Annotated in this window: 24 protein-coding genes and 1 riboswitch; of the genes, 13 read left to right on the top strand and 11 right to left on the bottom strand. The window is 73.3% G+C overall.

Features of this window, described 5'->3' with window-relative positions; all coding sequences use genetic code 11:
- Positions 1-70: 70 nt before the first annotated feature.
- Positions 71-631: an SAV_6107 family HEPN domain-containing protein gene (locus tag QMZ92_RS27740; protein ID WP_283300242.1), complete on the bottom strand. Its 561-nt coding sequence runs from the start codon at positions 629-631 to the stop codon at positions 71-73.
- A gap of 611 nt (positions 632-1242) precedes the next feature.
- On the opposite strand from QMZ92_RS27740, the gene QMZ92_RS27735 reads away from it, so the two are divergent.
- The 5 genes from QMZ92_RS27735 to QMZ92_RS27715 all read left to right on the top strand — a co-directional run bounded on the left by QMZ92_RS27735 (position 1243) and on the right by QMZ92_RS27715 (position 8210).
- Positions 1243-2190 carry an MASE1 domain-containing protein gene (locus QMZ92_RS27735; protein WP_283300271.1) on the top strand — a complete coding sequence of 316 codons (948 nt, stop codon included), beginning with the start codon at positions 1243-1245 and terminating at the stop codon, positions 2188-2190.
- Between the two features lie 79 nt (positions 2191-2269).
- A complete protein-coding gene (locus QMZ92_RS36535) occupies positions 2270-3409 on the top strand; it encodes an ATP-binding cassette domain-containing protein (RefSeq protein ID WP_502962154.1) in 1140 nt (379 codons plus the stop codon).
- On the top strand, positions 3381-5468 hold the full coding sequence (locus tag QMZ92_RS27725; RefSeq protein ID WP_283300241.1) for a YhgE/Pip family protein: 2088 nt from the start codon (positions 3381-3383) through the stop codon (positions 5466-5468). Before QMZ92_RS36535 ends, QMZ92_RS27725 begins: the two co-directional genes overlap by 29 nt.
- Positions 5469-5496: 28 nt before the next feature.
- Entirely contained in the window at positions 5497-6105 is a 609-nt protein-coding gene (locus tag QMZ92_RS27720; protein ID WP_283300240.1) for a TetR/AcrR family transcriptional regulator, read from the top strand.
- A gap of 578 nt (positions 6106-6683) precedes the next feature.
- Complete coding sequence (locus QMZ92_RS27715) at positions 6684-8210, top strand: phytoene desaturase family protein (RefSeq protein ID WP_283300239.1); 1527 nt, start codon at positions 6684-6686, stop codon at positions 8208-8210.
- A 302-nt stretch (positions 8211-8512) separates the two neighbouring features.
- Here QMZ92_RS27715 and QMZ92_RS27710 read toward each other — a convergent pair whose 3' ends face one another.
- From QMZ92_RS27710 to QMZ92_RS27685, 6 genes are all read right to left on the bottom strand, one after another.
- A complete protein-coding gene (locus QMZ92_RS27710; RefSeq protein WP_283300238.1) occupies positions 8513-9418 on the bottom strand; it encodes a hypothetical protein in 906 nt (301 codons plus the stop codon).
- A gap of 52 nt (positions 9419-9470) precedes the next feature.
- Positions 9471-10388: a methylenetetrahydrofolate reductase [NAD(P)H] gene (gene metF / locus QMZ92_RS27705; RefSeq protein WP_283300237.1), complete on the bottom strand. Its 918-nt coding sequence runs from the start codon at positions 10386-10388 to the stop codon at positions 9471-9473.
- A 76-nt stretch (positions 10389-10464) separates the two neighbouring features.
- The gene (gene thiE, locus QMZ92_RS27700; RefSeq protein WP_283300236.1) at positions 10465-11115 is read right to left on the bottom strand and encodes a thiamine phosphate synthase; all 651 of its coding nucleotides are present in this window, start codon (positions 11113-11115) and stop codon (positions 10465-10467) included.
- A gap of 118 nt (positions 11116-11233) precedes the next feature.
- Complete coding sequence (locus tag QMZ92_RS27695) at positions 11234-11599, bottom strand: Rv2175c family DNA-binding protein (protein WP_283300235.1); 366 nt, start codon at positions 11597-11599, stop codon at positions 11234-11236.
- Positions 11600-11767: 168 nt separating this feature from the next.
- Complete coding sequence (locus QMZ92_RS27690) at positions 11768-12952, bottom strand: NAD(P)/FAD-dependent oxidoreductase (protein WP_283300270.1); 1185 nt, start codon at positions 12950-12952, stop codon at positions 11768-11770.
- 85 nt (positions 12953-13037) lie between these two features.
- Entirely contained in the window at positions 13038-13379 is a 342-nt protein-coding gene (locus QMZ92_RS27685) for an avidin-fold protein (protein ID WP_283300234.1), read from the bottom strand.
- 52 nt (positions 13380-13431) lie between these two features.
- Positions 13432-13544: riboswitch (TPP riboswitch) on the top strand.
- On the opposite strand from QMZ92_RS27685, the gene thiO reads away from it, so the two are divergent.
- The 5 genes from thiO to QMZ92_RS27660 all read left to right on the top strand — a co-directional run bounded on the left by thiO (position 13542) and on the right by QMZ92_RS27660 (position 18633).
- Complete coding sequence (thiO, locus tag QMZ92_RS27680) at positions 13542-14717, top strand: glycine oxidase ThiO (protein WP_283300233.1); 1176 nt, start codon at positions 13542-13544, stop codon at positions 14715-14717. (Overlaps the previous riboswitch by 3 nt.)
- Positions 14714-14929 carry a sulfur carrier protein ThiS gene (gene thiS / locus QMZ92_RS27675; protein WP_283300232.1) on the top strand — a complete coding sequence of 72 codons (216 nt, stop codon included), beginning with the start codon at positions 14714-14716 and terminating at the stop codon, positions 14927-14929. Before thiO ends, thiS begins: the two co-directional genes overlap by 4 nt.
- A gap of 5 nt (positions 14930-14934) precedes the next feature.
- The gene (locus QMZ92_RS27670) at positions 14935-15732 is read left to right on the top strand and encodes a thiazole synthase (RefSeq protein ID WP_283300231.1); all 798 of its coding nucleotides are present in this window, start codon (positions 14935-14937) and stop codon (positions 15730-15732) included.
- A gap of 112 nt (positions 15733-15844) precedes the next feature.
- Positions 15845-17764, top strand: coding sequence for a Stk1 family PASTA domain-containing Ser/Thr kinase (pknB, locus tag QMZ92_RS27665; protein ID WP_283300230.1), 1920 nt, complete (start codon positions 15845-15847; stop codon positions 17762-17764).
- A 5-nt stretch (positions 17765-17769) separates the two neighbouring features.
- Positions 17770-18633 carry a deoxyribonuclease IV gene (locus QMZ92_RS27660; RefSeq protein ID WP_283300229.1) on the top strand — a complete coding sequence of 288 codons (864 nt, stop codon included), beginning with the start codon at positions 17770-17772 and terminating at the stop codon, positions 18631-18633.
- A 53-nt stretch (positions 18634-18686) separates the two neighbouring features.
- Here QMZ92_RS27660 and QMZ92_RS27655 read toward each other — a convergent pair whose 3' ends face one another.
- Positions 18687-19319 carry a sulfite oxidase-like oxidoreductase gene (locus QMZ92_RS27655; protein ID WP_283300228.1) on the bottom strand — a complete coding sequence of 211 codons (633 nt, stop codon included), beginning with the start codon at positions 19317-19319 and terminating at the stop codon, positions 18687-18689.
- 156 nt (positions 19320-19475) lie between these two features.
- On the opposite strand from QMZ92_RS27655, the gene bfr reads away from it, so the two are divergent.
- On the top strand, positions 19476-19955 hold the full coding sequence (gene bfr / locus QMZ92_RS27650; RefSeq protein ID WP_269730900.1) for a bacterioferritin: 480 nt from the start codon (positions 19476-19478) through the stop codon (positions 19953-19955).
- 57 nt (positions 19956-20012) lie between these two features.
- Here bfr and QMZ92_RS27645 read toward each other — a convergent pair whose 3' ends face one another.
- Entirely contained in the window at positions 20013-20285 is a 273-nt protein-coding gene (locus tag QMZ92_RS27645) for a (2Fe-2S)-binding protein (protein WP_283300227.1), read from the bottom strand.
- A gap of 163 nt (positions 20286-20448) precedes the next feature.
- Positions 20449-21801, bottom strand: a complete 1353-nt coding sequence (locus tag QMZ92_RS27640) for a class II 3-deoxy-7-phosphoheptulonate synthase (protein WP_269730898.1) — start codon at positions 21799-21801, stop codon at positions 20449-20451.
- 102 nt (positions 21802-21903) lie between these two features.
- Between QMZ92_RS27640 and QMZ92_RS36530 the strand changes: the two genes are divergently transcribed.
- On the top strand, positions 21904-21960 hold the full coding sequence (locus QMZ92_RS36530) for a trp operon leader peptide (RefSeq protein WP_138057791.1): 57 nt from the start codon (positions 21904-21906) through the stop codon (positions 21958-21960).
- Positions 21961-22054: 94 nt separating this feature from the next.
- Complete coding sequence (locus tag QMZ92_RS27635) at positions 22055-23974, top strand: anthranilate synthase family protein (protein WP_283300226.1); 1920 nt, start codon at positions 22055-22057, stop codon at positions 23972-23974.
- A 107-nt stretch (positions 23975-24081) separates the two neighbouring features.
- Here the strand turns inward: QMZ92_RS27635 and QMZ92_RS27630 are convergent.
- A partial coding sequence (locus QMZ92_RS27630; protein WP_283300224.1) for an NlpC/P60 family protein occupies positions 24082-25815 on the bottom strand: 1734 nt, incomplete at its 5' end.

The following is a 25815-nucleotide window of genomic DNA, read 5'->3' as shown; positions in this document are numbered from 1 at the left end:
GGTCCCCCGCGGCGCCCCCGGGCCGGCCGGACCCGCCGTCCCGCCCGTCGTCACCCGGCCCCGGGCCCTCTCATCCCGCGGCGTCCTCCGGGCACACCCCCGGGGCCCCCGGACCGTGCTGCTCGGGGCTGGGCTGCGGCAGCACCGGCTGGAGCACCAGCATCCGCTCCACCAGCCGCAGGAACAAGGCGACGTCGCGGAGCAGGTCGTCGGCGTCGCGGCTGCCTACGGCGCCCCGGATGCCCGCCTCGGCGCGGGCCCGGCGCTCGGCGCCGGAGGCGAAGAGCGCGCTCCACTCCGTGAGCTCCGGGGCGATCTCCGGCAGGACCTCCCAGGCGGAGCGTATACGTGCGCGCCGGCGCGGGCTGGTCTCCGGCCGCCCTCGGGCGGCGAGGACGGCCGCCGCGGTGCGCAGCGCGGCGAGATGGGCCCTGGCGTACCGCTCGTTGGGCGTCTCCAGGCACGCGGCCTCCGTCAGGCCCGCCCGCGCCTGGGCGAGCAGGTCGAGTGCGGCAGGGGGTGCGGACGAGCGGCGCGGCACGGGGTGGACGTCGGTCGCGGGACCGGTCGGCGAGGGGGCAGGGCCGCCTGCGCGGAGCCGGCGTGCGGCAGCGGCGTACGAGCTGGCCATGACGAGCCTCCTGTCGTCGGGTGACGGCACTCCGGCCGTCCGTGAACCATGGTGGGGGGCACCACTGACAATTCGCCCTGACCTGGGCTTGTCCCGGGCGAAGGGGGGTGTACTCCCCGCGCTGGTCGGCGCCCCGCGCCTCCCGGGCGGGCCGGGTGCCGATGGCGTGGGCGACCGCGGGCGGCGGCTACGGCATCGCTCCGGACCGCGGCGGCCCGCGCCCTCGGGATCGTCGCCGGCGACGCGGTACCCCGTGCCGCACCGCAGGCCGACGGAGCCGGGCGTGCTCGTCCCGCTCACCGACGGGGTGGTGGAGGGCCCCCACGTATCCGATGGAGGCCGGTCTGGCCGAGGTGGCCGAGCCGGCCGGGAAGGTGCGGACCGGCTCCCACGTCGTCCCCGAGGTACTCGCCTCCGCGGTGATCGAGGCGGCCGACCTGACCGGCCACCGGGACGACACCGCGGTGCTCGCGGTCCGCTTCCACCGACCTGCGGCCCCGAACACCGGACCGGTCCGGGACGGCCGCCCCGCCCGGGCCCACTTGCCCCGCCCCGGCACCCTCCGGGGCGGCCGACTCGCCGCCGCGGCAGCGGCGAAGGACACTGCTGTCGTGCGCAATGAGGAGATCCGGCGGTACGCCTCGTCGGCGCTGCGGATCCTCGCTGTGGCCGCCGTCTACTACGGCTCCGCCAGGCTCGGGCTGCTACAGCAGCTGGTGCGCGGCCAGGTCACCCCGCTGTGGCCGCCGACGGGCGTGGCACTCGCCGCGCTGCTGTTCTTCGGGCCACGGGTCTGGCCCGGCATCGCGCTCGGGGCCTTCCTGGTCAACTTCTCCATCGGCCCGACCGCCTTCGCGGTGCTGGCCATCGTCGCCGGAAACACCGCCGCGCCGGTCTGCGCGTACCTGATGCTGCGCCGCGCGGGGTTCCGGCAGGAACTGGACCGGCTCCGGGACGTGCTGGCACTCGTCTTCCTCGGGGCGCTGGGCGGGATGCTGGTCAGTTCGACCGTCGGCACGGCGACCCTCGTCCAGGCCGGGGCGCTGGAGCCGGAGGGCTTCTGGCCCGCGTGGTCGGTGTGGTGGACGGGCGACGCGATGGGCGTGCTGGTGGTCACTCCGTTCCTGCTCGTACTGCGCCGGGCGCGGTGGCCGGTCCCCGCCGGACCGGCACGCTGGGCGGAGGCGACGGCGCTCGGGCTCTGCACCCTGGGATTGACACTGCTGGCGACCTCGACGCGCAACTCGTCGCTGCTGTTCCTGGTCTTCCCCTGCCTGATCTGGGCAGCCTTCCGGTTCCAGCTCGCGGGGGCCGCACCGTGCGAGCTGCTGGTGTCGACGCTCGCGATCACGGCCGCGGCCGGGCAGCTCGGGCCGTTCGCCGGGCGGGACCTGTTCGCGAACATGGTCACGTTGCAGGCCTTCAACGGGGTCACGGCACTGACGGCGCTGCTGATGGCGGCCGTGATCACCGAGCGGAACCAGACCCACGAGGAGATCAGACGCGTCTGCGCCCGGCTGGCCGAGATCGTCGCGGGAATCGAACCGCGCGACCGCTGAACCCTCCCTCCGTTTTGCTTCGTTCCCCGGCGCGGAGTAAGTTTTGCACTGACCAGTCAGTTCAATAGGGGGAGGCCGCGTGGACAGCCCGCACGGGGCAGCCGTACGAGCCGAGGGCTTCGGCCTCAAGGGGCCGCGCGGCTGGGCGTTCCGGAAGGTGGACGTCGAGGCCGGCCCGGGCTCGCTCGTCGCGATCGAGGGCCCGTCCGGCTCGGGCCGCACCTGTCTGCTGCTCGCGCTCACCGGACGCATGAAGGCGGCGGACGGGTACGCGGAGGTGGGCGGGCTGCGGCTGCCGCGCAAGATGGCGGCCGTCCGGCGGATCAGCGCGCTGGGGCCGGTCCCGGGGGTGAGCGATCTCGACCCGGCGCTCACCGTGGCCGAGCACCTGCGGGAGCGGGCTCTGATGCAGCGGCGGTTCGACGGTTCGCTCCGGGCGCTGCTGAGGCCACCGGGGGAACGGGCCGCGGCGGCCCGGGCGCGGATCGAAGAGGCCCTGGGCCGCGTCGGGCTCGACTTGGACGCCCTGCCGAAGGCGGGGCGCACGGCGGTGCGGGATCTCGAACGGCTGGATACCCTCCGCCTGTCCGTGGCCCTCGCCCTGATCGGCCGTCCGCGGCTGCTGGCCGTCGACGACGCCGACCTCAAGCTCTCCGAGGCGGACCGGGCGGAGGCGTGGGACCTCCTGCGCGGCATCACCGCCGGGGGCACGACCGTGCTCGCGGTCTGCAGTGAGGCGCCCCAGGACGCGGTCGTGGTCCGTACGGGCGCGGGGGCGCCGCACCCGGCAGCTGCGGACGAGCCGGGCGGCGGTGCGGCGGACCGCACACCCGGCACACCCGGCACACCCGACGCGCTCGACGCGCTCGACGCGCTCGACGCGAAGAGCGGGAACGGCGCCGAGCACGGGGGCGGCGCCGAGGCCGCGGAGGCCGCCGGCGCACCGAAGCCCCCGGCGGCCGGGGACGGAAACCCGCAGAAGGCCGCCACCGGGACCACCGGGGAGACGGCCCCCGCCGCGGAGCCGGCCGCGTCGGCGAAGGGCGCGAAGGACGCCGGCACCGGACCCGGCGCCGCGGCAGGTACGGCCGCGGACGCGGACATGGGCACCGCGGCGGACCCCGCCGACCGCACCCGCGCGCACGACGGCGGGACCGAGACCACGCACGACACCGAGGAGGGGGCGGCCGATGCGCTCGCCGAAACTGGCCGCGCTTGAGCTGAAGCGATTCGGCAGGGGCAGGCTGCCGCGCGCCGCGCTCGTGGCGATACTGCTGCTTCCGCTGCTCTACGGCGCCCTGTACCTGTGGTCGTTCTGGGACCCGTACAGCCGCCTCGACAAGATCCCCGTGGCGCTCGTGAACGACGACAAGGGCGCGACCGCCGCCGGGAAGAAGATCGCCGCGGGCGACGAGATCACCGAGGGCCTGCGGGAGAGCGACGTCTTCGACTGGCACGAGGTGAGCGCCCGGGACGCCCGCGAGGGCGTCGAGAACGGTACGTACTACCTGTCCCTGACGATGCCCGCCGACTTCAGCGAGCGCATCGCCTCCGCCTCCGGCGACGCCCCGGAGACCGGGGCTCTGGAGGTGCGGACGAACGACGCGAACAACTACATCGTCGGGCAGATATCCCGCACGGTCTTCGCCGAGGTGCGCAAGTCCGCGTCCAAGAACGCCTCCCGCTCCTTCCTCGACAAGATCTTCATCTCGTTCTCCGACATCCACGACGCGACCGAGAAGGCCGCGAAGGGTGCCGACAAGCTCAAGGGCGGCATCGGCAAGGCGAAGGAGGGCTCCAAGGAGCTCGCCGACGGCCTGAAGGACGCCAAGGACGGCAGCGGGAAACTCGCGGGCGGCATCACCCGCCTCGACAACGGCGCCGAGAAGCTGGAGAAGGGCGCCCGAGAGGTCGCCGCCGGCACCCAGCGGCTGGCCGACAAGGTCAACGGCATCGCGGCCGACGTCCGGCCCTACATCAAGGACAAGGGCGCCACGATCGGCGAGCACGCGCGGTTCGTGGAGAACGGCGCCCGCGCCGCCCGCAGCCATCTCGACCTCCTCGTGACCACCGCCCCCGCCGCCGCGACCAAGGCGCACGACGCCGCCGACAAGGCGGCCGCGCTGCACAGGTCCCGCTGCGAGGACGCCGTTCTGCCCGACCCCGCCGTCTGCTCCGTGCTGGAGAAGGCCGAGACCGCGACGGCCGACTCCGCCGCGGTCGCCGACGACGTCGTCGAGCTGGTGCAGGACAACAGCGGCGAACTCGAGCAGCTCGAAGCCCGGCTCGTCAAGATCCAGAAGTTGGCCAAGGACCTCGCCGACCGCTCCCCCACGCTCGAGGACGACGTCGAGAAGGCCGTCGCGGACGTCAACCGGCTGAACTCCGGAGCGCACAAGGTCGCCAAGGGCGCCGGCGACCTCCACGAGGGCCTGGGCAGCGCTCGCACCGGGTCCACCGACCTCGACACCGGCGTGGGCAGGCTCAAGAGCGGTGCGCACGACCTCGACGGCGGCATGTTCAAGCTCGTCGACGGCTCGGGCGAGCTGGCCGGCGGGCTGAATGACGGCGTCGGCAAGATCCCCGACTACGACAAGCAGGAGCGCGACCTCCGCACGGACGTGATGGCCGACCCGGTGCAGCTCGCGTCCCAGTCCCTGCACAAGGCGGACAACTACGGCACGGGCTTCGCCCCGTACTTCATCCCGCTCTCCCTCTGGGTGGGCGCCATGGTGGCGTACATGCTGATCCAGCCGCTCAACCGGCGCGCCCTCGCCGCAGGCGCCTCGGCCTGGCGGATCGCCTTCGCGGGCTGGCTGCCGGTCGCCGCGATCGGACTGCTCCAGGTCGGCGCGCTGATGGCCGTGCTCCACTGGGGTCTGGGGCTGGAGATGGCCCGCGCCACCGGGACGGTCGGCTTCCTCGCCCTGGTCGTCTGCTGCTTCGCCGCGATCATCCAGTGGCTCAACGCCCGCTTCGGCGCGGCCGGCCGGATCCTGGTGCTCGCTCTGCTGATGCTGCAGCTGACCTCGGCGGGCGGCACCTACCCCGTCCAGACGAGCCCGCCGTTCTTCAACGCCGTCCACCCCTTCCTGCCGATGACGTACGTGGTCGAGGCGCTGCGCCGGCTCATCACGGGCGGCGGCGTCGGGCCGGTGTGGCAGGCCGTGGCCGTCCTCGTGGCGTTCACCGCCGGGGCCCTCGCCCTCACCGCACTGTCGGCACGTCGCAAGCAGGTGTGGACGTTCGACCGTCTTCACCCCGAGCTGAGCCTGTGAGACGGGTGGACCTGTGAGAATCGGCACCATGAACAGCAGCAGCACCCGGAGACAGGCCACCCGCGCCAAGCTCTACGAGGCCGCGGTGACCCTCATCGCCGAACAGGGCTTCTCCGCCACCACCGTCGACGAGATCGCCGAGCGGGCCGGCGTCGCCAAGGGCACGGTCTACTACAACTTCAAGAGCAAGACCGAGCTCTTCGAGGAACTGCTGCGGTACGGGGTCGGCCTGCTGACCTCCTCGCTGCAGGAGGCCGCCGACGAGGCGGAGCGGCGGGGCGGCACCAAGATCGAGGCCCTGGACGGGATGATCCGGGCCGGCCTGGTCTTCATCGACCGCTACCCGGCCTTCACCCAGCTGTACGTCGCCGAGCTGTGGCGCACCAACCGCGCCTGGCAGTCGACGCTGATGGTGGTCCGTCAGCAGGCGGTCGCCGTCGTCGAGACCGTCCTCAGGGAAGGGGTCGAGCGCGGCGAGCTGAGCGAGGAGATCGACATTCCGCTGACCGCGGCCGCGCTGGTCGGGATGGTGCTGGTGGCGGCGCTCGACTGGCAGGCATTCCAGCGGGAGCGGTCGATCGACGACGTGCACGCGGCCCTCTCCCGTCTGCTCCACGGGCGGGTCAGCGGCTGCTGACGCCCCGTCCCCGTGGGGTCACGGGCACTCCCCGGTGGGCCGTGACCGCACCGCCCGCCGAGGGCGCGAGGGCACGAACGACGAGTGCCGGTGGGGCGGAGCTCGATCCCCCGAGCTTCGCCGCACCGGCGTTTCCCCTTCGTTCCCCCGTTCCCCCGCTGCCCTGTACCGCTGTTCCCCCGGGTCCGGGCAACCCCCGTTCGCAGGTGCGCCGCGCCGTTCCGCCGCCCCGTGCCGGCGGTGCCGGCGCCGCGCCCCTCCGTGGCCTCCACTCTTCCGTCCGCGCCGGTCGGCCCCATCCGCGCGCCTACTCATCTCCCCCACTAGGTACGGATACTCAGAGGCCCGTGCTCATCCCCTCCCGCTCCGGGTGCGGGCTGGTCACGACCGCGTCCGCGTCCACCCGGTGGCGGCGATCACCGCGGCGACGCTGCTCGTGCCGGGCCGTGGCACCGGTCCTCCCGGCCCCGAGGGATCCGCCTCTCCCTCCAAGCGCCGGGAGGCGCCCCGCGGCGCCGCGGGCCTGTGGGGACCACCGCCCCGGTTGACTGTCGGAGGCTGCCGATACAGTCCCTGACATGGCACGGATTGTGGTGATCGGCGCCGGGATGGGCGCCATGGCGGCAGCCGCCCGGCTGGCCGTTGCGGGACACCGGGTGACGGTGTTCGAACGGACGGACACGTACGGCGGCGCGGTGCGCCGGTTCGAGCGCGCCGGCTTCGCCTTCGACACCGGTCCCGGTCTGCTCCATCTGCCCGCCGTCTGGCGGGATTTCTTCGTGAAGACCGGCAAGGAGCCGCTGGAGAAGTGCGTGGAGCTGGTCCAGGTGGACCCGGCGAGCCGTCATGTCTTCGCGGACGGCACGGCCGTGACCCTGCCGAACGCCTCGCGTGCGGGGGTCGTCGCTGCGCTGGACGGAGCTCTCGGCACCGGAGCCGGCGAACGCTGGGGCGAGTTCCTGGGGCGTGCGCGGGACGCCTGGGACCGGTCGCGGCGCCCGCTGCTGGAGGAGCCCCTGCCCCCGGAGACCTCCCGCTTCGCCCGGGACCCGTACCCGGCGCTCAAGGGCGGCCTGTTGCGGCGCCCGGCGCGCACCCTGGCCGAGGTGGGCAGGCGTGAGCTGCGGGACCCGCGGCTGGCGGCGCTGCTGGAGAGCCACGCCCTGGCGTACGGCTTCGACCCCGCCACCGCGCCCGCGTCCGCCGCCGTCCTGCCCTACATGGAGCAGACCTTCGGCAGTTGGTACGTGCGGGGCGGGATGCGGGCACTCGCGGACGCGGTCCACGAGCGGTGCCTCGCGCGGGGGGTGGAGTTCGTCCTCGGCACCGAGGTGACGGAGATACGGATCGAGGGCGGCCGGGCGGTCGGCGTGGAGCTGGCGGACGGCAGCACGGCCGAGGCCGACCACGTGGTCACGGGCGCGCCCGTGCCCGCGCTGTACCGGGACCGGGTCCTGCCGTGGGTCTCCCCGGACGAGTGGCCGCACCACCAGTCGGCGGTGCGGACCGGGCGGGTCACCGTCTGCCTGGCACTGCGCGGCGCCCGGCCGGCGGACGCGGCGCACCGGACGGTGGTGCACTCGCCCGACCGGGCCGGGGAGTCGGCGGCGCTGTCCGCGGGGCGGCTGTGCGACCGTCCGACGGTCGTGGTGCTGCGGCCCGACGACGAGCGGCTGCGGCCCGGCGGCCACGAGGCGGTCACGGTGACCGCGACCGTTCCCGCCGGGACCGGCGACCGGGTGTCGGCCCCCTCGTGGGGCGAGCACGTGACGGACGGGGACGCCACGGGCGTGGAGGCGTTCGCGGACCGGATGACGGCAGTCGCGGAGGCGGCCGTTCCCGGTCTGCGGGAGCGGCTTCTGTGGCGCGAGGTGCGCACACCCGCCGACACCTTCCGGGAGACGGGCACGCCCCGGGTGCCCGGGCCGGCACTGGCCGGAGCGGGCGGGGCACTGCTGCCCGCGGCGAACGTCTCACCGGTGCCCGGGGTGTACTTCGCGGGCGGCTGGTCGCATCCCGGCGGCGGACTCGCGCACAGCGGAATGTCGGGCGCGCTGGTGACCGGCCTCATCGTGGAGGGGGCGGACTTCCGCGGTTCGCAGTGACCTGGTCGGGGGCCCTTCCGGCGGGGACGCGCTCCCGGGCGACCGGGCGTCGCGGGCCCGGTCGTGCGGTTCGGTATCGCGGCGCCCGGGCCGGGCGAGGGCGTGGAACGCGCTCCACCTCCCGCCCGCGAGCGGGCCCGAACAGCAGCCCGCCCCGGGCCTGCGACAGCCGGAGCGCTCGGAAGGACGGGGCGCGGACGGCACCCTCCGGTCCCGGCGCCCGGGGTGCCGAGCCCGCCCCCGCGTCCCCGGTTCCGAGGGCCCGGCTGCGCGTGCCGACGCGTCGCCGGGTCGGGGACGGCTCAGTAGCGGTAGGCCTGGCCGTCGGGGTCGCTCTGGTAGCCCTGGTCGTAGCCGTACTGCGAGGGCTGCTCCGCCGGCGGCGGTGCCTGGTCCCCGTCGCGCTGGAGCGGCACCCACACACCGCCCGGCGGCGTCTCGTTGTAGCCCTGCGACGCGTACGGGTCGGCGTACTGCTGCTGGCCGCCGTAGCTCTCGTACGAGCCGTAGCCCTGCGCTGCGCCTGCGTACGGTTCGGACCAGGCGGCGTACTGCTGCTGGCCGCCGCCGGTGCCGTAGTCGTACGACCCCGCGTACGCGTCATGGGTCGTCCCCGCCGGCTGCTGGTAGTCGTGGCCCTGGGAGTAGGCGTCGGCGTAGCCGGTGGAGTAGCCGCCGTAGTGGGCGTCCTCGCCGGCCTGGGCGTGGTTCGCCGCCTGGGCCGCGTCGGAGTAGACGCCGTACTGCCCGGTTTCGTCCGGGAGCGGCTGCGGCTCGTATACGGCCGTGGTATCGGCGGACGGGGACCCGTCCGGGTCGGGGCCGGACGGACGGGGACGGCCGGAGTCGTCGTAGGAGCCCTCGTAGGAGTCCTCGTAGTCGATGCCCGTCACCTCCAGCACGGGGTCACGGTCGACGGGGGCGGAGGACCTCCGGCGGCGGCTGGATCCCGGGCTGCCGCCCAGCGCCCAGCCGGTGGAGAAGCCGCGCCGGAAGGAGAGAGTGACGTACGTCTGGCCGACCGCGAAGGCCGCCGCACCCACGCCGATCACGATGATGTTCGGCATCAGCACACCGACGACCACGCCCAGGAAGCCGACGAAGGCGACCAGCCGCCAGCGCAGCCGCGCCTTGTACTGCAGCAGCACCTCGCCGAGCAGCCACAGCGCGACAATGCCGAACGCGATGTAGAGCACCGTCCAGCCCATGCCCGCCCCTCTCCTACGGCCTCCCGCCCGGGGTTGCGACGGGTGCGGCCGTTCACGACTGCTGGTGCAGTCCGAGATTCTCGTAGATTTCGAGCGTCGCGGTGGAGTTGTTGAGCGTGATGAAGTGCAACCCGGGGACGCCCTCCGAGAGCAGCCGTGCGCAGAACTCCGTCGCGAACTCGATACCGATGGAGCGTACAGCGGCGGGGTCGTCCGCGACGGCGCGGATCCTCTGTTCGAGTTCGGCGGGGAACGACGCGTTGCTGAGCTGGGCGAACCGTTCGATCTGCCTCACGTTGGTGACGGGCATGATCTCGGGGATGATCGGGGTCTCGCAGCCCGCCTCCGCGACGCTGTCGCGCAGCCGCAGATAGTCCTCGACGCGGAAGAACATCTGGGTGATCGCATAGTCCGCACCGGCGCGGCACTTGTCCACGAAGTGCCCGATGTCCGTCTGCCAGTCGCTGGAGCGGGGGTGCATCTCGGGGAAGGCCGCGACGCCGACGCAGAAGTCGCCCGACTCCTTGATCAGCCGGACGAGCTCCGCCGCGTACCGCACACCGTCCGGATGCTCGACCCACTCGCCCATCGGGTCGCCGGGCGGGTCGCCGCGGACGGCCAGGATGTTCCTGATCCCGGCGTCCGCATACTGGCCGATCATGTTGCGCAGTTCCGCGACGGAGTGGTTGACCGCGGTGAGGTGCGCGACCGGGGTGAGCGTGGTGTCGGCGGCGATCTGCTGAGTGGCCTTGACCGTGCCCGCGCGGGTGGATCCCCCGGCTCCGTAGGTCACCGAGACGAAGTTGGGCTGTACCGCCTCGACGCGCCGCAGCGCGTTCCAGAGGTTCCGCTCGCCCTTCTCCGTCTTGGGCGCCCAGAACTCGAAGGAGTACGAGGTCTTGTCGGTGGCGAGCAGCTCGCGCACGGTGCGTGCGCGATCCGTCCGGGTGGAAGCTGTGCCGAGGGCCATAGTCGCAGGTTATCCACAGGGCAGCGGTCTCCCAACCGGATTCCACCCATCGGACACGGACCGCGCATGAAACGGCCTACCGCGCATGGGCACGTATCCGCTCGGCGAGACGGGCGGCGGCCTCGGCGGGGTCGTCGGCCTCCGTGATCGCCCGGACGACGACGACCCGGCGGGCACCTGCCTCCAGCACCTCGTCGAGGTTGCCGGCGTCGATCCCGCCGATCGCGAACCAGGGGCGGTCCTGGCCGAGCGAGGCCGTGTACCGCACCAAGTCGAGGCCGGGGGCCGGCCTGCCCGGCTTGGTGGGTGTGGGCCAGCAGGGACCGGTGCAGAAGTAGTCGACACCGGGCTCGGCGGCCGCCGCGTCGACCTCCTCCCGGGCGTGCGTGGAGCGCCCGATCAGCACCTCGGTGCCGAGGATCGCCCGTGCCGCGGGCACGGGAAGGTCGCCCTGGCCGAGGTGCAGCACGTCCGAGCCGACGGCGTGGGCGACGTCGGCCCGGTCGTTGACCGCGAGCAGCTTCCCGTGGCGGCGGCAGGCGTCGGCGAACACGGCGAGGTGCTCCAGCTCCTCGCCGGCCTCCATGCCCTTGTCGCGCAGTTGCACGATGTCCACCCCTGAGGAGAGGACGGCGTCCAGGAACTGCGGCAGGTCGCCCTGGCGCCTGCGGGAGTCCGTGCAGAGGTAGAGCCGGGCGTCGGACAGCGCCGCTCGGGACGAGGACATGGGTGGTAACCCCCGGGTGGGTCGGCGGTGCGCGCACCGGGTGCCGGGCGGTCCGGGCCCGGTGTGCGCACCGCATCCAGATCGTGTGGCGTAACGCGGCGACGTGCTCAGGACGTCGTCAGACGGCGAGCGCCTGGGCCCGGCGCTTCACCTCCGTGCCGCGATTCTCGCTGAGCGCCTCCGCGGGGGTCCCCGGCAGGGTGGGGTCCGGAGTGAAGAGCCACTCCAGCATCTCTTCGTCGGTGAAGCCGTCGTCCTTCAGGAGCGTCAGGGTGCCGGAGAGGCCCTTGACCACCCTGCCGCCCTTGATGAAGGCGGCAGGGACCTGGAGCGTCCGGTTCTCACCGCGGCGCACGGCGATCAGCTGACCCTCCTTGACCAGCTGCCGTACGCGCGTCACCTCGACGTCGAGCTTTTCCGCGATGTCGGGCAGGTGGAGCCAGGCGGGGACGAGAGCATCGATCTTTGCGTCAATCTCGGTCACGGGACCAAGCGTGCCATCCCGGACCGACAGTCGGTAGCCGGGCCCGGTCCGGCTGCGGCCTTCAGAGGGACACGGGCCACCTGACCGCCGCCTCGGGAGCGCTTCGGGAGCCCTCGGAGTCGTCCCTCCGCGGCCCGGGGCACGCCCGCCCGGAACGGCGGTCCACGGTCACAGCACGGCGGCCTTCAGGGGGACGGCCGGGTCGGCGGCGCGCCCTGCGTCGACGTGGGCGCCGACCTCGATGAGCCTGCGCCCCTGGGCCAGGTCCCGGGGTCTGCCGACCGCCAGCAGGGCGACCAGAGCCCCGTCCCTCAGCCACAGCACCGACCAGGAGGCACCCTCCGGGTCCCCTCGGCGCACGAGCGCGTCGGCCGCGCCGTGATGCCCGGCGTACTGCACGAACCGGCCGAACTGCTCCGACCAGAAGTACGGCACCGGGTCGTAGATCTCCCCCGGCTCGCTCCCCCCGCCCGTATCCGCACCGACGATGTTGGCCGCGACCGTACGGGGACCCTGGAGCGCGTTGTCCCAGTGGTGGACGAGCATGCGCCGCCCGTATCGGCCGGACGGGAAGGAGGCGCAGTCCCCGACCGCGTACACGTCGGGCAGCGAGGTGCGCAGTCGCTCGTCGGCGGTGACCGAGCCGTCGGGGCCCAGGCCGATGCCGGAACCGGCGAGCCAGCGGGTCGCCGGCCGGGCGCCGATGCCGACGACGACGGCGTTCGCGGGCAGCCGCCGGCCCCCTTCGAGGACCACGGCGCCCGGCTCGACGGCCGCGACCCGCGCACCGGTGAGCAGTTCGGCGCCGGCCTCGGCGTACCACGCGGCCATCGGGGCGGCGACCTCGGCCGGCAGGGCTCCCGGCAGCGGGCGGTCGGCGGCCTCGACGACGGTGGCCTCGCAGCCCGCCTCGCGGGCGGCGGTGGCGAACTCGGCGCCGATCCAGCCCGCGCCGACGACCACGATGCGGTGGCGTCGCTCCAGCACCGGGCGGAGCCGCTCCGCATCGTCGAGGGTGCGCAGCAGATGGACTCCCGGGACCCCCTCCGTGCCGGGGAGGGTGACCGGCTCCGCTCCGGTGGCGATGACGAGGACGTCGTACGGGACGGGCCCGGCGGGCGTGTCGAGCTCGTGCTCCTCGGGGCGCAGGCCCGTGACCTCGAGGCCCAGCCGGAGCTCGACGTCGAGCGCGTCGAAGTCGACGTCGAAGGCCGAGTCCTCGGCCTTCCCGAGCAGGACGGCCTTGGACAGCGGGGGCCGGTCGTAGGGCTGGTGCGGTTCGGCGCCGATGAGGCCGATACCGCCGGTGAAGCCCTGTTCGCGCAGGGCCACGGCGGTCTGCACACCGGCCATGCCCGCCCCGACGATGACGACTCGGCGGCTCGGCGCCGTCTGCTCGCTCTCACTCACCCGGCCACCCTAACCACCTGACTACACGTCAGGAAGGGAGCTCCTCCACGACGCTCGTGCCGCACCCCTGCCGGGACTCCCACTCCCAGGTCTCCTCCAGCCGCACCCGCCCGTCGGGGAGGTCGACGACGGTGGACACGCAGTGCCCGGAGGAGGTCGTCCCGTCCTGCCCGAGCTGGACGTAGCGGAAGTCCAACCGGTCCCCCTCGCGGGTGCCGACGAGATGGCCGCGGACCACGTCGCCGCCGGCGTACTCGGCCCAGATCCGGCCGCCGTCCTCGTGGTACGTGAACCGTGTCCGGGCGCCGACCTGGCCGGGCGCCTGGTCGGCGACCGGGGCGAGGACGAGTCCGTCGAGCGAACGGGCCACGGTGGCGGCTCCCTTACCGGGGGTCGGCGACGAGGGCTAGGCTGGCCACCGTACTGCTACTCGCGGGAGCCCGGAGCACCGGGCTGAGAGGGAGGCTGAGGCGGCCTCCGACCGTACGAACCTGATCCGGGTCATGCCGGCGAAGGGAGGGTCCGGACGCCCATGCATCCAGGACATTCACCAGGACACACCACGGACGTCCTCGTCGTCGGGGGTGGCGTCATCGGCCTCGTCACCGCGTGGCGGGCGGCGCAGCGCGGACTGCGGACCGCGCTGGCCGACCCCGAACCGGGCGGCGGGGCGGCACAGGTCGCGGCGGGCATGCTGGCGGCCGTCACGGAGCTCCACTACGGCGAGGAGACGCTGCTCGGGCTGAACCTGGCCTCCGCGGAGCGCTATCCGCGGTTCGTGGCGGAGCTCGAGGATGCGAGCGGCGAGGACACCGGGTACCGCTCCTGCGGGACGCTCGCCGTGGCCCTCGACGCGGACGACCGGGCACATCTGCGCGAACTGCACGCGCTGCAGCGGCGCTTCGGGCTGGAGTCGGAGTGGCTCTCCGGGCGGGAGTGCCGGAGGCTGGAGCCCATGCTGGCGCCGGGAGTGCGCGGTGGGCTGAGGGTGGACGGCGACCACCAGATCGATCCCCGGCGGCTGGCCAGGGCGCTCGTGGTGGCCTGCGAGCGGGCCGGCGTGGTGTTCCACCGGAGGTGGGCGGAGCGGCTGTCGGTGGTACGGGACCGGGCGGCCGGAGCCGTGCTGGCCGGCGGCGACGAGATCGCGGCCGACCGGGTCGTGCTGGCCGCGGGCAGTCTCAGCGGCCGGTTCCCGGGCGTGCCCGCGGACGCGCTCCCCCCGGTGCGCCCGGTCAAGGGGCAGGTGCTGCGGCTGACCGTGCCGCCCGCGTACGCCCCGTTCCTGTCGCGCACGGTCCGGGCCGTGGTGCGCGGCAGCCACGTCTATCTCGTACCGCGCGAGAACGGCGAGCTGGTCGTGGGCGCGACCAGCGAGGAACTCGGCTGGGACACCACGGTCACGGCGGGAGGCGTGTACCAGCTGCTGCGCGACGCGCACGAGTTGGTACCCGGCATCACCGAGCTTCCGCTGACCGAGACCCGGGCGGGACTGCGCCCCGGCTCACCGGACAACGCCCCGGTGCTGGGTCCCGCCCAGCTGCCCGGTCTGCTGCTCGCCACCGGCCACTACCGCAACGGCGTCCTGCTCACCCCCGTGACCGGCGACGTCATGGCGCACGCCCTGCTCACCGGTGAACTGCCCGACGAGGCCCGGGCCTTCACCCCACGCCGCTTCTCCCCCGTCCAGCAGGAGGTGTCCGCATGACCGGGTCCACGCACACCGTGTCCGTCAACGGGCAGCGGCGCGCCGTCGCGGCCGGCACCACGCTCGACGCGCTGGTGGCCACGCTCACCGTCGCGTCTTCCGGGGTTGCCGCCGCCGTCAACGAGAGCGTCGTACCCCGTGGCGAGTGGCCCGGGACGCTGCTCGGCGAGGGCGATCGCGTCGAGGTGCTCACCGCGGTGCAGGGAGGCTGACCGACATGGCCGACGACCGCTTCGTACTGGGCGGGACGGAGTTCTCGTCCCGGCTGATCATGGGGACGGGCGGGGCGCCCAGCCTCGACGTGCTGGAGCGCGCACTGGTCGCCAGCGGCACGGAACTGACCACGGTCGCGATGCGCCGCCTCGACCCGACCGTGCAGGGCTCGGTGCTGTCCGTGCTGGACCGCCTGGGCATCCAGGTGCTGCCGAACACCGCGGGCTGCTTCACCGCGGGCGAGGCCGTGCTGACCGCACGGCTCGCCCGGGAGGCGCTCGGGACGTCCTGGATCAAGCTGGAGGTGGTGGCGGACGAGCGGACTCTGCTGCCCGATCCGGTCGAGCTGCTCGACGCGGCGGAGGTGCTGGTGGACGACGGCTTCATCGTGCTGCCCTACACCAACGACGACCCCGTGCTTGCGCGGAGGCTGGAGGACGTGGGCTGCGCCGCGATCATGCCGCTCGGTTCCCCCATCGGCTCCGGGCTCGGCATCCGCAACCCGCACAACTTCCAGCTGATCACCGAGCACGCCCGGGTCCCGGTGGTCCTGGACGCGGGCGCCGGCACGGCGTCGGACGCGGCGCTGGCGATGGAGCTGGGGTGCTCCGCGGTGATGCTGGCCTCCGCGGTCACCCGGGCGCAGGAACCGGTCGTGATGGCCGAGGCCATGCGGCACGCGGTCGAGGCGGGCCGGCTGGCCCACCGTGCGGGCCGTATCCCGCGCCGCCACTTCGCCGAGGCCTCGTCCCCCGTCGAGGGACGGGCGGCGCTGGACCCGGAGCGCCCCGCCTTCGGGTGACGGCGCCCGGCCCCGCGGACGGCGCCCGTTCGTCGATGACGCACGTCACAGGTGCGCTGCAGCCCTCGGCCGGGGGCCGGGGCCGGGTGTCCGGGCTCGTAGACTCACCTGCGTGGATACGACCCTTCAGGACCCCCTCGTCGGGCAGGTGCTCGACGGCCGCTACCGCGTCGACGCGCGTATCGCCGTCGGCGGGATGGCCACGGTCTACCGGGCCGTGGACACCCGGCTCGACCGGGTGCTCGCCCTCAAGGTGATGCACCCGGCGCTCGCGGCGGACGCCTCGTTCGTCGAGCGGTTCATCCGCGAGGCGAAGTCCGTGGCCCGGCTGTCCCACCCCAACGTCGTCGGCGTGTACGACCAGGGCGCCGAGGGCGCGTACGTCTATCTGGCGATGGAGTACGTCGCCGGGTGCACGCTCCGCGACGTGCTGCGGGAGCGGGGCGCGCTCCGCCCGCGGGCGGCCCTCGACATCCTGGAGCCCGTGCTGGCCGCGCTGGGCGCCGCGCACCGGGCCGGGTTCGTCCACCGGGACATGAAGCCCGAGAACGTCCTGATCGGGGACGACGGGCGGGTCAAGGTCGCCGATTTCGGCCTGGTCCGGGCCGTGGGCTCCGTGACCAGCACCACGGGATCGCTGCTCGGGACCGTCTCCTACCTCGCGCCGGAGCAGATCGAGGCAGGCACGGCGGACACCCGCGCCGACGTGTACGCCTGCGGAGTCGTGCTCTACGAGATGCTCACCGGCGGCAAGCCGCACTCCGGCGACACCCCGGCCCAGGTGCTCTACCGGCACCTCAACGAGGACGTGCCACCGCCGTCGGCCGCCGTGCCCGGGCTCGCCCCGGAGCTGGACGGCCTGGTGGCCCTCGCCACCGCCCGGGATCCCGAGTCGCGTCCCGACGATGCCGTCGCCCTGCTCGGCCGGACCCGCGAGGCCCGTGCCGGACTCGGCGACGACCAGCTCGACGCCGTACCGCCGCAGGCCAGGACGCCGGGCGAGGAGTCCGCCGGCTCCGAGGATCGGACGAGCGTGATCGCGCGGCCGCTGCCCACCGGCGAGGCCGTCGACCGGACGAGCCGGCTGGAGATGCCGCCCGCCGGTTCCCCGCCGTCCCGTCCGGGTGGCCGGCGGCTGCCGGCGTCGCGCCGGGGGGTGCTCGCCACCGTCGTCGCCGTGCTGCTGGTCCTCGGGGCCGGGGCGGGCGTCTGGTACATCAATTCCGGCCAGTTCACCCGCGTGCCCACCGTCCTCGGCCAGACCGAGGCCGCGGCGAAACAGCGGCTGTCCGCCGCCGGCCTGGACGTCGAGGCCGTCAGGAGGGACTTCAGCGACGCCTACGACCGGGGCACCGTCATGGACGTGAGCCCCGACCCCGGGCAGCGCATCCGTCACAACGGCTCGGTCACGCTCGTCGTCTCGCGCGGCCCCGAGATCGTCAAGGTTCCGGAGCTCGAGGGCCTCAAGCTCGCCGACGCCAGAAGCACCCTCCGCAAGGCCGGTCTCGCCCCGGGCGTGGTCACCAGGGAGTTCAGCGACGAGGCCGCCCAGGGCACGGTGATCGGTTCCGACCCGGCCGCCGGCACCGAGCGCCGTCCGGACTCCGCGGTCGCGCTCGTCGTCAGCAAGGGCGCCCCGGTCGACGTCCCGGACGTCACCGGCGACTCCGTCGCGGACGCCACGAGCACCCTCGAGGACGCCGGGCTGAAGGTGAAGGTGGCGCCGGAGCAGGTCCACTCCCCCCAGGAGGCGGGGACCGTCGCCCGTCAGTCGCCCGCCGAGGGCGGACGGGCGGCCGGCGGCGACACGGTCACCCTCACGGTCTCCAAGGGACCGCGGATGGTCGAGGTCCCGGACGTCACCGGGGACTCGCTGGACGACGCCCGGCGCGAGCTCGAGAAGGCGGGCTTCGAGGTCAAGGTCGAGCGGACCTTCCCCTTCCTCGGCAACACCGTCGAGCGCCAGTCCGTCGAGGGCGGCGAGCAGGCCGCCGAGGGCAGCACGATCACGATCACGACCAAGGGGCTCTAGCGACCGTGCACAACCCCGTAGGCGCGCATGTGCCCGTGGCCGGCGGCCTGGCCAGGACGGGTCTGGCGTACGCCCGTGAGATCGAGGCCGAGGCCGTCCAGGTCTTCGTCGCCAATCCCCGCGGCTGGGCCACCCCGGTGGGGAACGCCGCGCAGGACGAACTGTTCCGCACCGGGAACGCCACCGCCGGCACGCCGGCGTTCGTGCACGCCCCGTATCTGATCAACTTCGGCTCCCACAGCGCGGTCACCGCCGAGCGGTCCGTGGAGTCGCTGCGCCACTCGCTGCGCCGCGGCCGGGACATCGGCGCGGTGGGTGTGGTGGTGCACACCGGCTCGGCGACCGGGGGCAGGACCCGGGAGGCTGCCCTCGCGCAGGTGCGGGAGCTGGTGCTGCCACTGCTGGACGAGCTGACGCACGACGACGACCCGGCCCTGCTGCTGGAGCCGACGGCCGGGCAGGGCTTCTCGCTCTGCTCGCTGGTCACGGACCTCGGTCCGTACTTCGAGGCCCTGGAGGCCCACCCCAGACTGGGCGTGTGCCTGGACACCTGTCACGCGTTCGCCGCAGGTCACGACCTGGCCGCTCCCGGCGGAGCCGGGCGGCTGCTGGATCTGCTGGTCGAGACGGTGGGCCCCGGCAGGCTGAGGCTGATCCACGCCAACGACTCCAAGGACGTCGTCGGAGCGCGCAAGGACCGCCACGAGAACATCGGTGCCGGCCACATCGGCGAGGAGGCGTTCGGCGAGCTGATGCGCCACCCCGCCGCGGAGGGCGTGCCGCTGATCATCGAGACGCCCGGCGGCCGCCACGGCAAGGAGACGTACGCGGCGGACGTGGCCCTGCTGAAGAAGCTCCGCGACACCTGAGCCCGGGCACCGGCGGCCGATGTGCGCCGCCGGTGCACAGGTTGGAGATCAGACTAGAACTCGGGCCCGTCGCCCGGCTCCTCCTGGTAGGAGTAGCGCTGCTCGCGCCACGGGTCGCCGATGTTGTGGTAACCCCGCTCCTCCCAGAAGCCCCTCCGGTCGGCCGTCATGTACTCCACACCGCGGACCCACTTGGGGCCCTTCCAGGCGTACAGATGCGGCACGATCAGTCGCAGAGGGAAGCCGTGCTCGGCGGTGAGCAGCTCGCCGTCCTTGTGCGTGGCGAAGATCGCGCGCTCGGAGAGGAAGTCGGAGAGGCGCAGATTGGCGCTGAAGCCGTACTCGGCCCAGACCATGACATGGGTGACCGCCGGGGCCGGCGGGGCCAGCTCGACGATCGTCGATGCGGGCACTCCGCCCCATTCGGCCCCGAGCATGCTGAATTTCGTCACGCAGTGGAGGTCGGCGACGACCGTCGAGAACGGCAGCGCGGAGAACTCCTCGTGGTTCCAGCAGCGCTTGTCGCCGTCGGCGGTGGCGCCGAAGACCCGGAACTCCCAGCGGTCCGGCTTGAACTTGGGGACGGGCCCGTAGTGGGTGACCGGCCAGCCGCGCTGCAGCCGCTGTCCCGGAGGTAGCTCGGACTGTTCTGACGCCCGGTGTTCCCGGCTCTCCGGCTGACCCATGCCCTCAATGGTGACAGACCAGGAGGGGTGGTCATGACCAGGTCTGGGCCGATTCGGGCAACTCCTACTAAGGAGGCACTTACTGGACGGCCTTCGATCACGGTGCGAGGATGCGCGCATCCTGCCCGAGTCACATGTACGGAAGGAGCCTCTGCGATGCAGGGCGACCCCGAGGTCATCGAGTTCCTCAACGAGCAGTTGACTGCCGAGCTGACCGCGATCAACCAGTACTTCCTGCACGCCAAGATGCAGGAGAACTTCGGCTGGACCAAGCTCGCCAAGTACACCCGGGCCGAGTCGTTCGACGAGATGAAGCACGCCGAGGTGCTCACCGACCGCATCCTGTTCCTGGAGGGACTGCCGAACTACCAGCGACTGTTCCACGTACGGATCGGACAGACGGTCACCGAGATGTTCCAGGCGGACCGGCAGGTCGAGGTCGAGGCGATCGACCGGCTACGGCGCGGCATCGAGGTCATGCGGGGGAAGGGCGACATCACGTCCGCGAACATCTTCGAGTCGATCCTGGCGGACGAGGAGCACCACATCGACTACCTCGACACCCAGCTGGAACTGGTCGAGAAACTCGGAGAGCCGCTCTACATCGCCCAGGTCATCGAACAGCCGGAGTCCTAGGAACCGCCCGTCCGGATCGCTACGGGCCGGGGCCGGGCCATCGCTACGGGCCCGAGGCTAGGCCGCTTGACGCAGCCGGCCGGGCGAGACCGTCTCGGTGGCCACCCGGGTCGTGCCCTCGGACAGTGCGGCAGCGCCGTTGCCCTGCTCCAGCAGTTCGCGGCGCGGGCAGGCTCCCCGGCCGAGGATGCCCTGGATGCGGCGCACGCAGGAACCGCAGTCGGTGCCCGCCTTGGACACCGAGGCGATCTGGCGGGGGCTGCAGGCACCGGCCTCCGCGTGCTCCTTCACCTGCTTCTCCGTGATGCCGAAGCACGAGCAGACATACACGCGGTTCACCTCCCGGCGGGATCGAGTTCGACTGTGGCGCCCGTCCCGATTGATCGGTGAGGCTAACCTAACCTTACCCGCTGCCCGCCGGTACCAAAAGCCCCGGGTACGACGGTGGGGCGTGGATCACACGGATCCACGCCCCACCGTCGTGCCGGTCGGCTCACTGGTCGCGGTACATCTCCGCGACCAGGAACGCCAGGTCCAGCGACTGGCTGCGGTTCAGCCGGGGGTCGCAGGCCGTCTCGTAGCGCTGGTGCAGGTCGTCGACGAAGATCTCGTCGCCGCCGCCCACGCACTCGGTGACGTCGTCGCCGGTGAGCTCGACGTGGATGCCGCCCGGGTGGGTGCCCAGCGCCTTGTGCACCTCGAAGAATCCCTTGACCTCGTCGAGCACGTCGTCGAAGCGGCGGGTCTTGTGGCCGGAGGCCGCCTCGAAGGTGTTGCCGTGCATCGGGTCGGTCACCCAGGCCACGGTGGCACCGGAGGCGGTGACCTTCTCGACCAGCTCGGGGAGCCGGTCGCGGACCTTGTCGGCGCCCATGCGGACGACGAAGGTCAGCCGGCCGGGCTCGCGCTCCGGGTCCAGCCGCTCGACGTACTGCAGCGCCTCGTCGACGGTCGTCGTCGGACCGAGCTTCACACCGACGGGGTTGCGGATCCTCGACGCGAACTCGATGTGCGCGCCGTCCAGCTGGCGGGTGCGCTCACCGATCCAGACCATGTGGCCCGAGACGTCGTACAGATCGCCCGTCCGCGAGTCGACCCGGGTGAGGGCCGACTCGTAGTCCATGAGCAGGGCCTCGTGGGAGGCGTAGAACTCGACGGTGCGGAACTCCGCCGGGTCCGTGCCGCAGGCCTTCATGAAGTTCAGCGCGTTGTCGATCTCGCGCGCGAGCTGCTCGTAGCGCTGCCCGGACGGGGACGACTTCACGAAGTCCTGGTTCCAGGCGTGCACCTGGCGCAGGTCGGCGTAACCGCCGGTGGTGAAGGCGCGCACGAGGTTCAGCGTCGACGCCGAGGCATGGTACATCCGCTTAAGCCGCTCGGGGTCCGGGACCCGGGCCGCCTCGGTGAACTCGAAGCCGTTGACCGAGTCGCCCCGGTAGGTCGGCAGCGTCACGCCGTCACGGGTCTCCGTCGACTTCGAGCGCGGCTTGGAGTACTGACCGGCGATCCGGCCGACCTTCACGACCGGCACGGACGCGGCGTACGTCAGCACCGCACCCATCTGGAGCAGGGTCTTGAGCTTGTTGCGGATGTGGTCGGCGGACACCGCGTCGAAGGCCTCGGCGCAGTCGCCGCCCTGGAGCAGGAACGCCTCGCCCTTGGCGACGGCTCCCATCCGGGCACGCAGCTGGTCGCACTCGCCCGCGAAGACGAGCGGCGGATACGACTCGAGGTCCGCGATCACGTCGCGCAGAGCCTCGGCATCGGGGTACTCGGGCTGCTGCGCCGCGGGCAGGTCTCGCCAGGTGTTGCCACCGGTTGCGGTGGGCTTAGCGTTCACGGTCACCCCGACAACATTACGTGGTGAATCGGCCGGTCCGGGTCGCGGCCCAGAAAGTGAGACGGCGGCCACCGGCGGACGGGACACCGGTGGGGTAGGGTTCCGGGCATGTTCGCGCAGACGACCCAGAACCGGTGGTGGACCGCTCATCCGGCGGCCCACTGATCCGATCGCGCGCACAGTTTCGCGAAGGCCGCCCGAGGGGCGGCCTTTCCCGTTTCCGCGGGCCGTTCCTCCCCACCACGGAAGGAACCCCACCATGCACGTCCTCGACCGGTTGCTGAATCCCGGTGCCCCTCCGTTCGCCCTGCTGCGCCGGCGCACGCCCGGCCGCGACCACGACACCGTCGAGGTGCTGACCGGCCCGGTCCTCGAGGTCGAGCGGCTCGCCGACCTCCCGGTGGGCGAGCGTCCTTCGCTGGCGCTGGTGCCGTTCCGGCAGATCCGCGAGCGGGGCTTCGACGTGCGCGACGACGGCACACCGCTGTCCGTGCTGGTCGCCGAGGAGTCCTGCGAGCTGCCGCTCGACGAGGTGCTGGGCCGGCTTCCGGCGCACGCGGTCGACGTCGAGGGCGGCGGCTTCGACATCGGCGACGAGGAGTACGCGGAGACCGTCCGGCGCGTGGTGGAGGACGAGATCGGGCGAGGCGAGGGCGCGAACTTCGTCATCCGGCGCACGTTCACCGGGCGCGTCCCGGACTTCGGCAGGGCCGACGCCCTCGCGCTCTTCCGGCGGCTGCTCGTGGGCGAACGCGGCGCGTACTGGACGTACGTCGTCCACACCGGCGACGGGAGGCCCTCCCCGGCGGGGCGGCCCGGCCGGGAGACGGGCGGACGCACGCTCGTCGGGGCGAGCCCGGAGGTGCACGTGCGGATGTCCGGGGGCACGGTCGTGATGAACCCGATCAGCGGGACGTACCGCTATCCGGCGGGCGGACCGGCGGTCGACGGGCTGCTGGACTTCCTCTCCGACCGCAAGGAGACCGACGAGCTCTCCATGGTCGTCGACGAGGAGCTCAAGATGATGTGCACGGTCGGCGACATGGGCGGCGTGGTCGTCGGGCCCCGCCTCAAGGAGATGGCCCATCTCGCGCACACGGAGTACGAGCTGCGGGGACGCTCCTCGCTCGACGTCCGCGAGGTGCTGCGCGAGACGATGTTCGCGGCCACGGTCACCGGCTCGCCGGTGCAGAACGCGTGCCGGGTCATCGAGCGGTACGAGGACGGCGGGCGCGGGTACTACGCGGGCGCGCTGGCGCTCCTCGGCACCGACGCGGGCGGTGCGCAGACCCTCGACTCGCCGATCCTGATCCGCACCGCCGACATCTCCGCCTCCGGCGAGGTACGGGTGCCGGTCGGCGCGACGCTGGTCCGCCACTCGGACCCGGCGTCCGAGGTGGCGGAGACGCACACCAAGGCGGCGGGCGTGCTGGCCGCGCTGGGGGTCCGCCCGGAGCCGGCACGGGAGGAGGAGGCACGGCCGCGGCCGGCCGACGACCCCCGGGTGCGGGCGGCCCTGGACGCCCGGCGGGCGGACCTGGCGCCCTTCTGGCTGCGGATGCAGTCCCTGCCGGAGCGCGTCTCGGGGCGTGCGCTGGTGGTGGACGGCGAGGACACGTTCACCGCGATGCTGGCCCATCTGCTGCGGGGAGCGGGGCTCGAGGTGACCGTACGCCGCTTCGACGAACCGGGGGTGCGGGAGGCGGCGCTCGCCCACGACGGCCCGGTCGTCCTCGGCCCGGGCCCGGGCGATCCGTCGGACGCGGCCGACCCGAAGATGCGCTTCCTGCGCTCACTCACGGCGGATCTGCTGCGCGGCCACCGGGGCGGTCTGCTGGGGGTGTGCCTCGGCCATGAGCTGATCGCGGCCGAACTGGGGCTGGACATCGCCCGCAGGAGTACACCGTTCCAGGGGGCGCAACTGCGGGTCGGACTGTTCGGCGCGGAGGAGACGGTCGGCTTCTACAACAGTTTCACGGCCGTGTGCGACGACGAGGCGGCGGCGGAGCTGTCCCTGCACGGCGTCGAGGTGAGCCGTGCACCGTCGGGTGAGGTCCACGCGCTGCGCGGGCCGGGTTTCGCGGGCGTCCAGTTCCACCCGGAGTCGGTGCTGACGCTGCGCGGGCCGGAGATCGTGCGCACGCTCCTCGACGCGGTGGTTCCGGAGCGGGCGCCCTGACCTGCCGGGGCGCGGTACCCCGGCGGGCTGCGGCGGGCTCCCGAAGGAGCCCGGTCCGTGCCCTCCGGGGTGGCCCGGCAGCGGACGGCGGGGGACGCCCCGCGACCTCAGAAGCGACGGATGACGCGCAGGCTCCTGCTGTACAGCTCGGCTCCGGCGTCCAGCACGGACAGCGCGCCGAGGTCCGCCATCGTCGGCCCGTCGGGAGTCTTGCGGCTGGACGCGAAACGGCGTCTGCCGTCCTGGTCCCGGCCCAGGTAGATGCCGACGTGGTCGATGGTCCCGCGGTCGTCCCCCACGCCGTCGTCCCCACCGGCGCTGCCGTAGGCGTCGAAGTACACCAGGTCGCCGGCGCGCAGTCCGTCCAGCGGCGGCGGGGCCTGGCCCGGGACGCCGTCGGCCGTGAAGCCGGCGACCACCACGCCCGGGCCCTTCGCCGCCTGGTCGGCGGACTCCCTCGGCAGGTTGGTGCCGTCGAAGTCCCGGTAGTTGACCATGGGTATGCCCAAGTGGTGCCCGTACACCATCCGGACGTAGCCGGAGCAGTCGAGGAAGCCCGCCCATCGCTTCTGCGGGCCCGAGTTCTCCGGCTGCGCCGGCGCCTCGCCGTTGGGGAAGGTCCAGGTGTCCAGGCCCATGTACTCCCAGAAGTCGGCGCCGATCTCGCGGGTCCCGTCGCCGGCCGTCGTGCTGAAGGGCCCGTACCCCGCCTCGCCGAGGACGCGCGTGCCGAGCACCGGGTCGACCGCGCCGGCCGCGTGCGGCAGGAACATGGCCGCGTAGCCGAGGGCGTCGGGGGAGGTGTCGCCCGCCCAGTCGCGGAGCCGCCGTTCCAGGGCGGGGGTCAGGGCGCCGTCGAAGGGCGTCTCCAGCAACCGCACCCACAGGTCGTGCGTGACCTCGGGGGGCTCGGGCCGGCGGCCGGCGACGGTGAACTCGCCGACCAGCACCTTCACCGGAAGGGCGGTGCCGCCCTTGTTGGCGAGGACCCGGATGCCGGTCCCGCCCGCGCCGAGTGTGCCGTCCGTCTCGGCGGCCTGCCAGGTGGCGGGCTCGTCCTGGCCGTCGCGCCAGGCGCGGCAGCGCAGTGCCGTCCCCGTGCGCTCCAGGCGGAGGCGCCAGCGGTCACCGGGCCGGAAGCCGGATCCCACCGGGACGGGGCCGTCGAGCACCGTCGTGGCGTTTCCGGCCGCCATCTCCAGGGTCAGTCTGACCTCGCCGGTCGTGAGGAAGGACAGCCGGGCGCGGTAGTTCTGTCCGTCGCCGGCGTACGCGCAGCAGACCGCGGCCGAGACGGCGTCACCGGCCGGGGCCCTGTCGAGGGTGAGCACGGCGGTCACATCGACGTCCCCGAGGTCGTCGGAAAGCGTGGCGAAGTGACTGAACCCGTCCTCCCTCAGGACGACGGTGCCGCTTCCCCCCTCGACGCGAAACTCCGCCCGGCCGGTGCCGGGGGTCGCCCATCTGCCGCCGCCGGGCGACGTGCCCCAGCCGGGGACGGCCCGGTCGAAGCGGTCGGTGAAGGCCTTCTTCTGCTCGGTGAAGGTGCGCCGCGGCCCGTGCACGGTGACGGTCTGCGCCCCCTTGGTGAGCGTGGCGAGGGGGCCGTACGCGTCCGAGACCTCGTAGGTCTCCGGACCGGCCGCACCGGTCCTCCGCGCGGTGAGCGGTCCGCCCAGCCCCGCGCGGAAGAAGCGCCCGTCGTTCACGTCCTGACGGTGCACCCACACGGTCGCGGGCGGCTGGGCGCCGGGCGCGGCGGCAACCGCCGCGGGGGCGGCCACGGGCGCGCGGGACGCCTTCTCCGGGGCGCGGGCGAGCGCCGCGGACGGGACCACTCC

Origin of the sequence: Streptomyces sp. HNM0645 (assembly GCF_030056615.1) — a bacterium.
Taxonomy (GTDB): domain Bacteria; phylum Actinomycetota; class Actinomycetes; order Streptomycetales; family Streptomycetaceae; genus Streptomyces; species Streptomyces marianii.
Note: the sequence above shows the minus strand (reverse complement) of the source record. Positions and strands in the feature narration are given on the sequence as shown.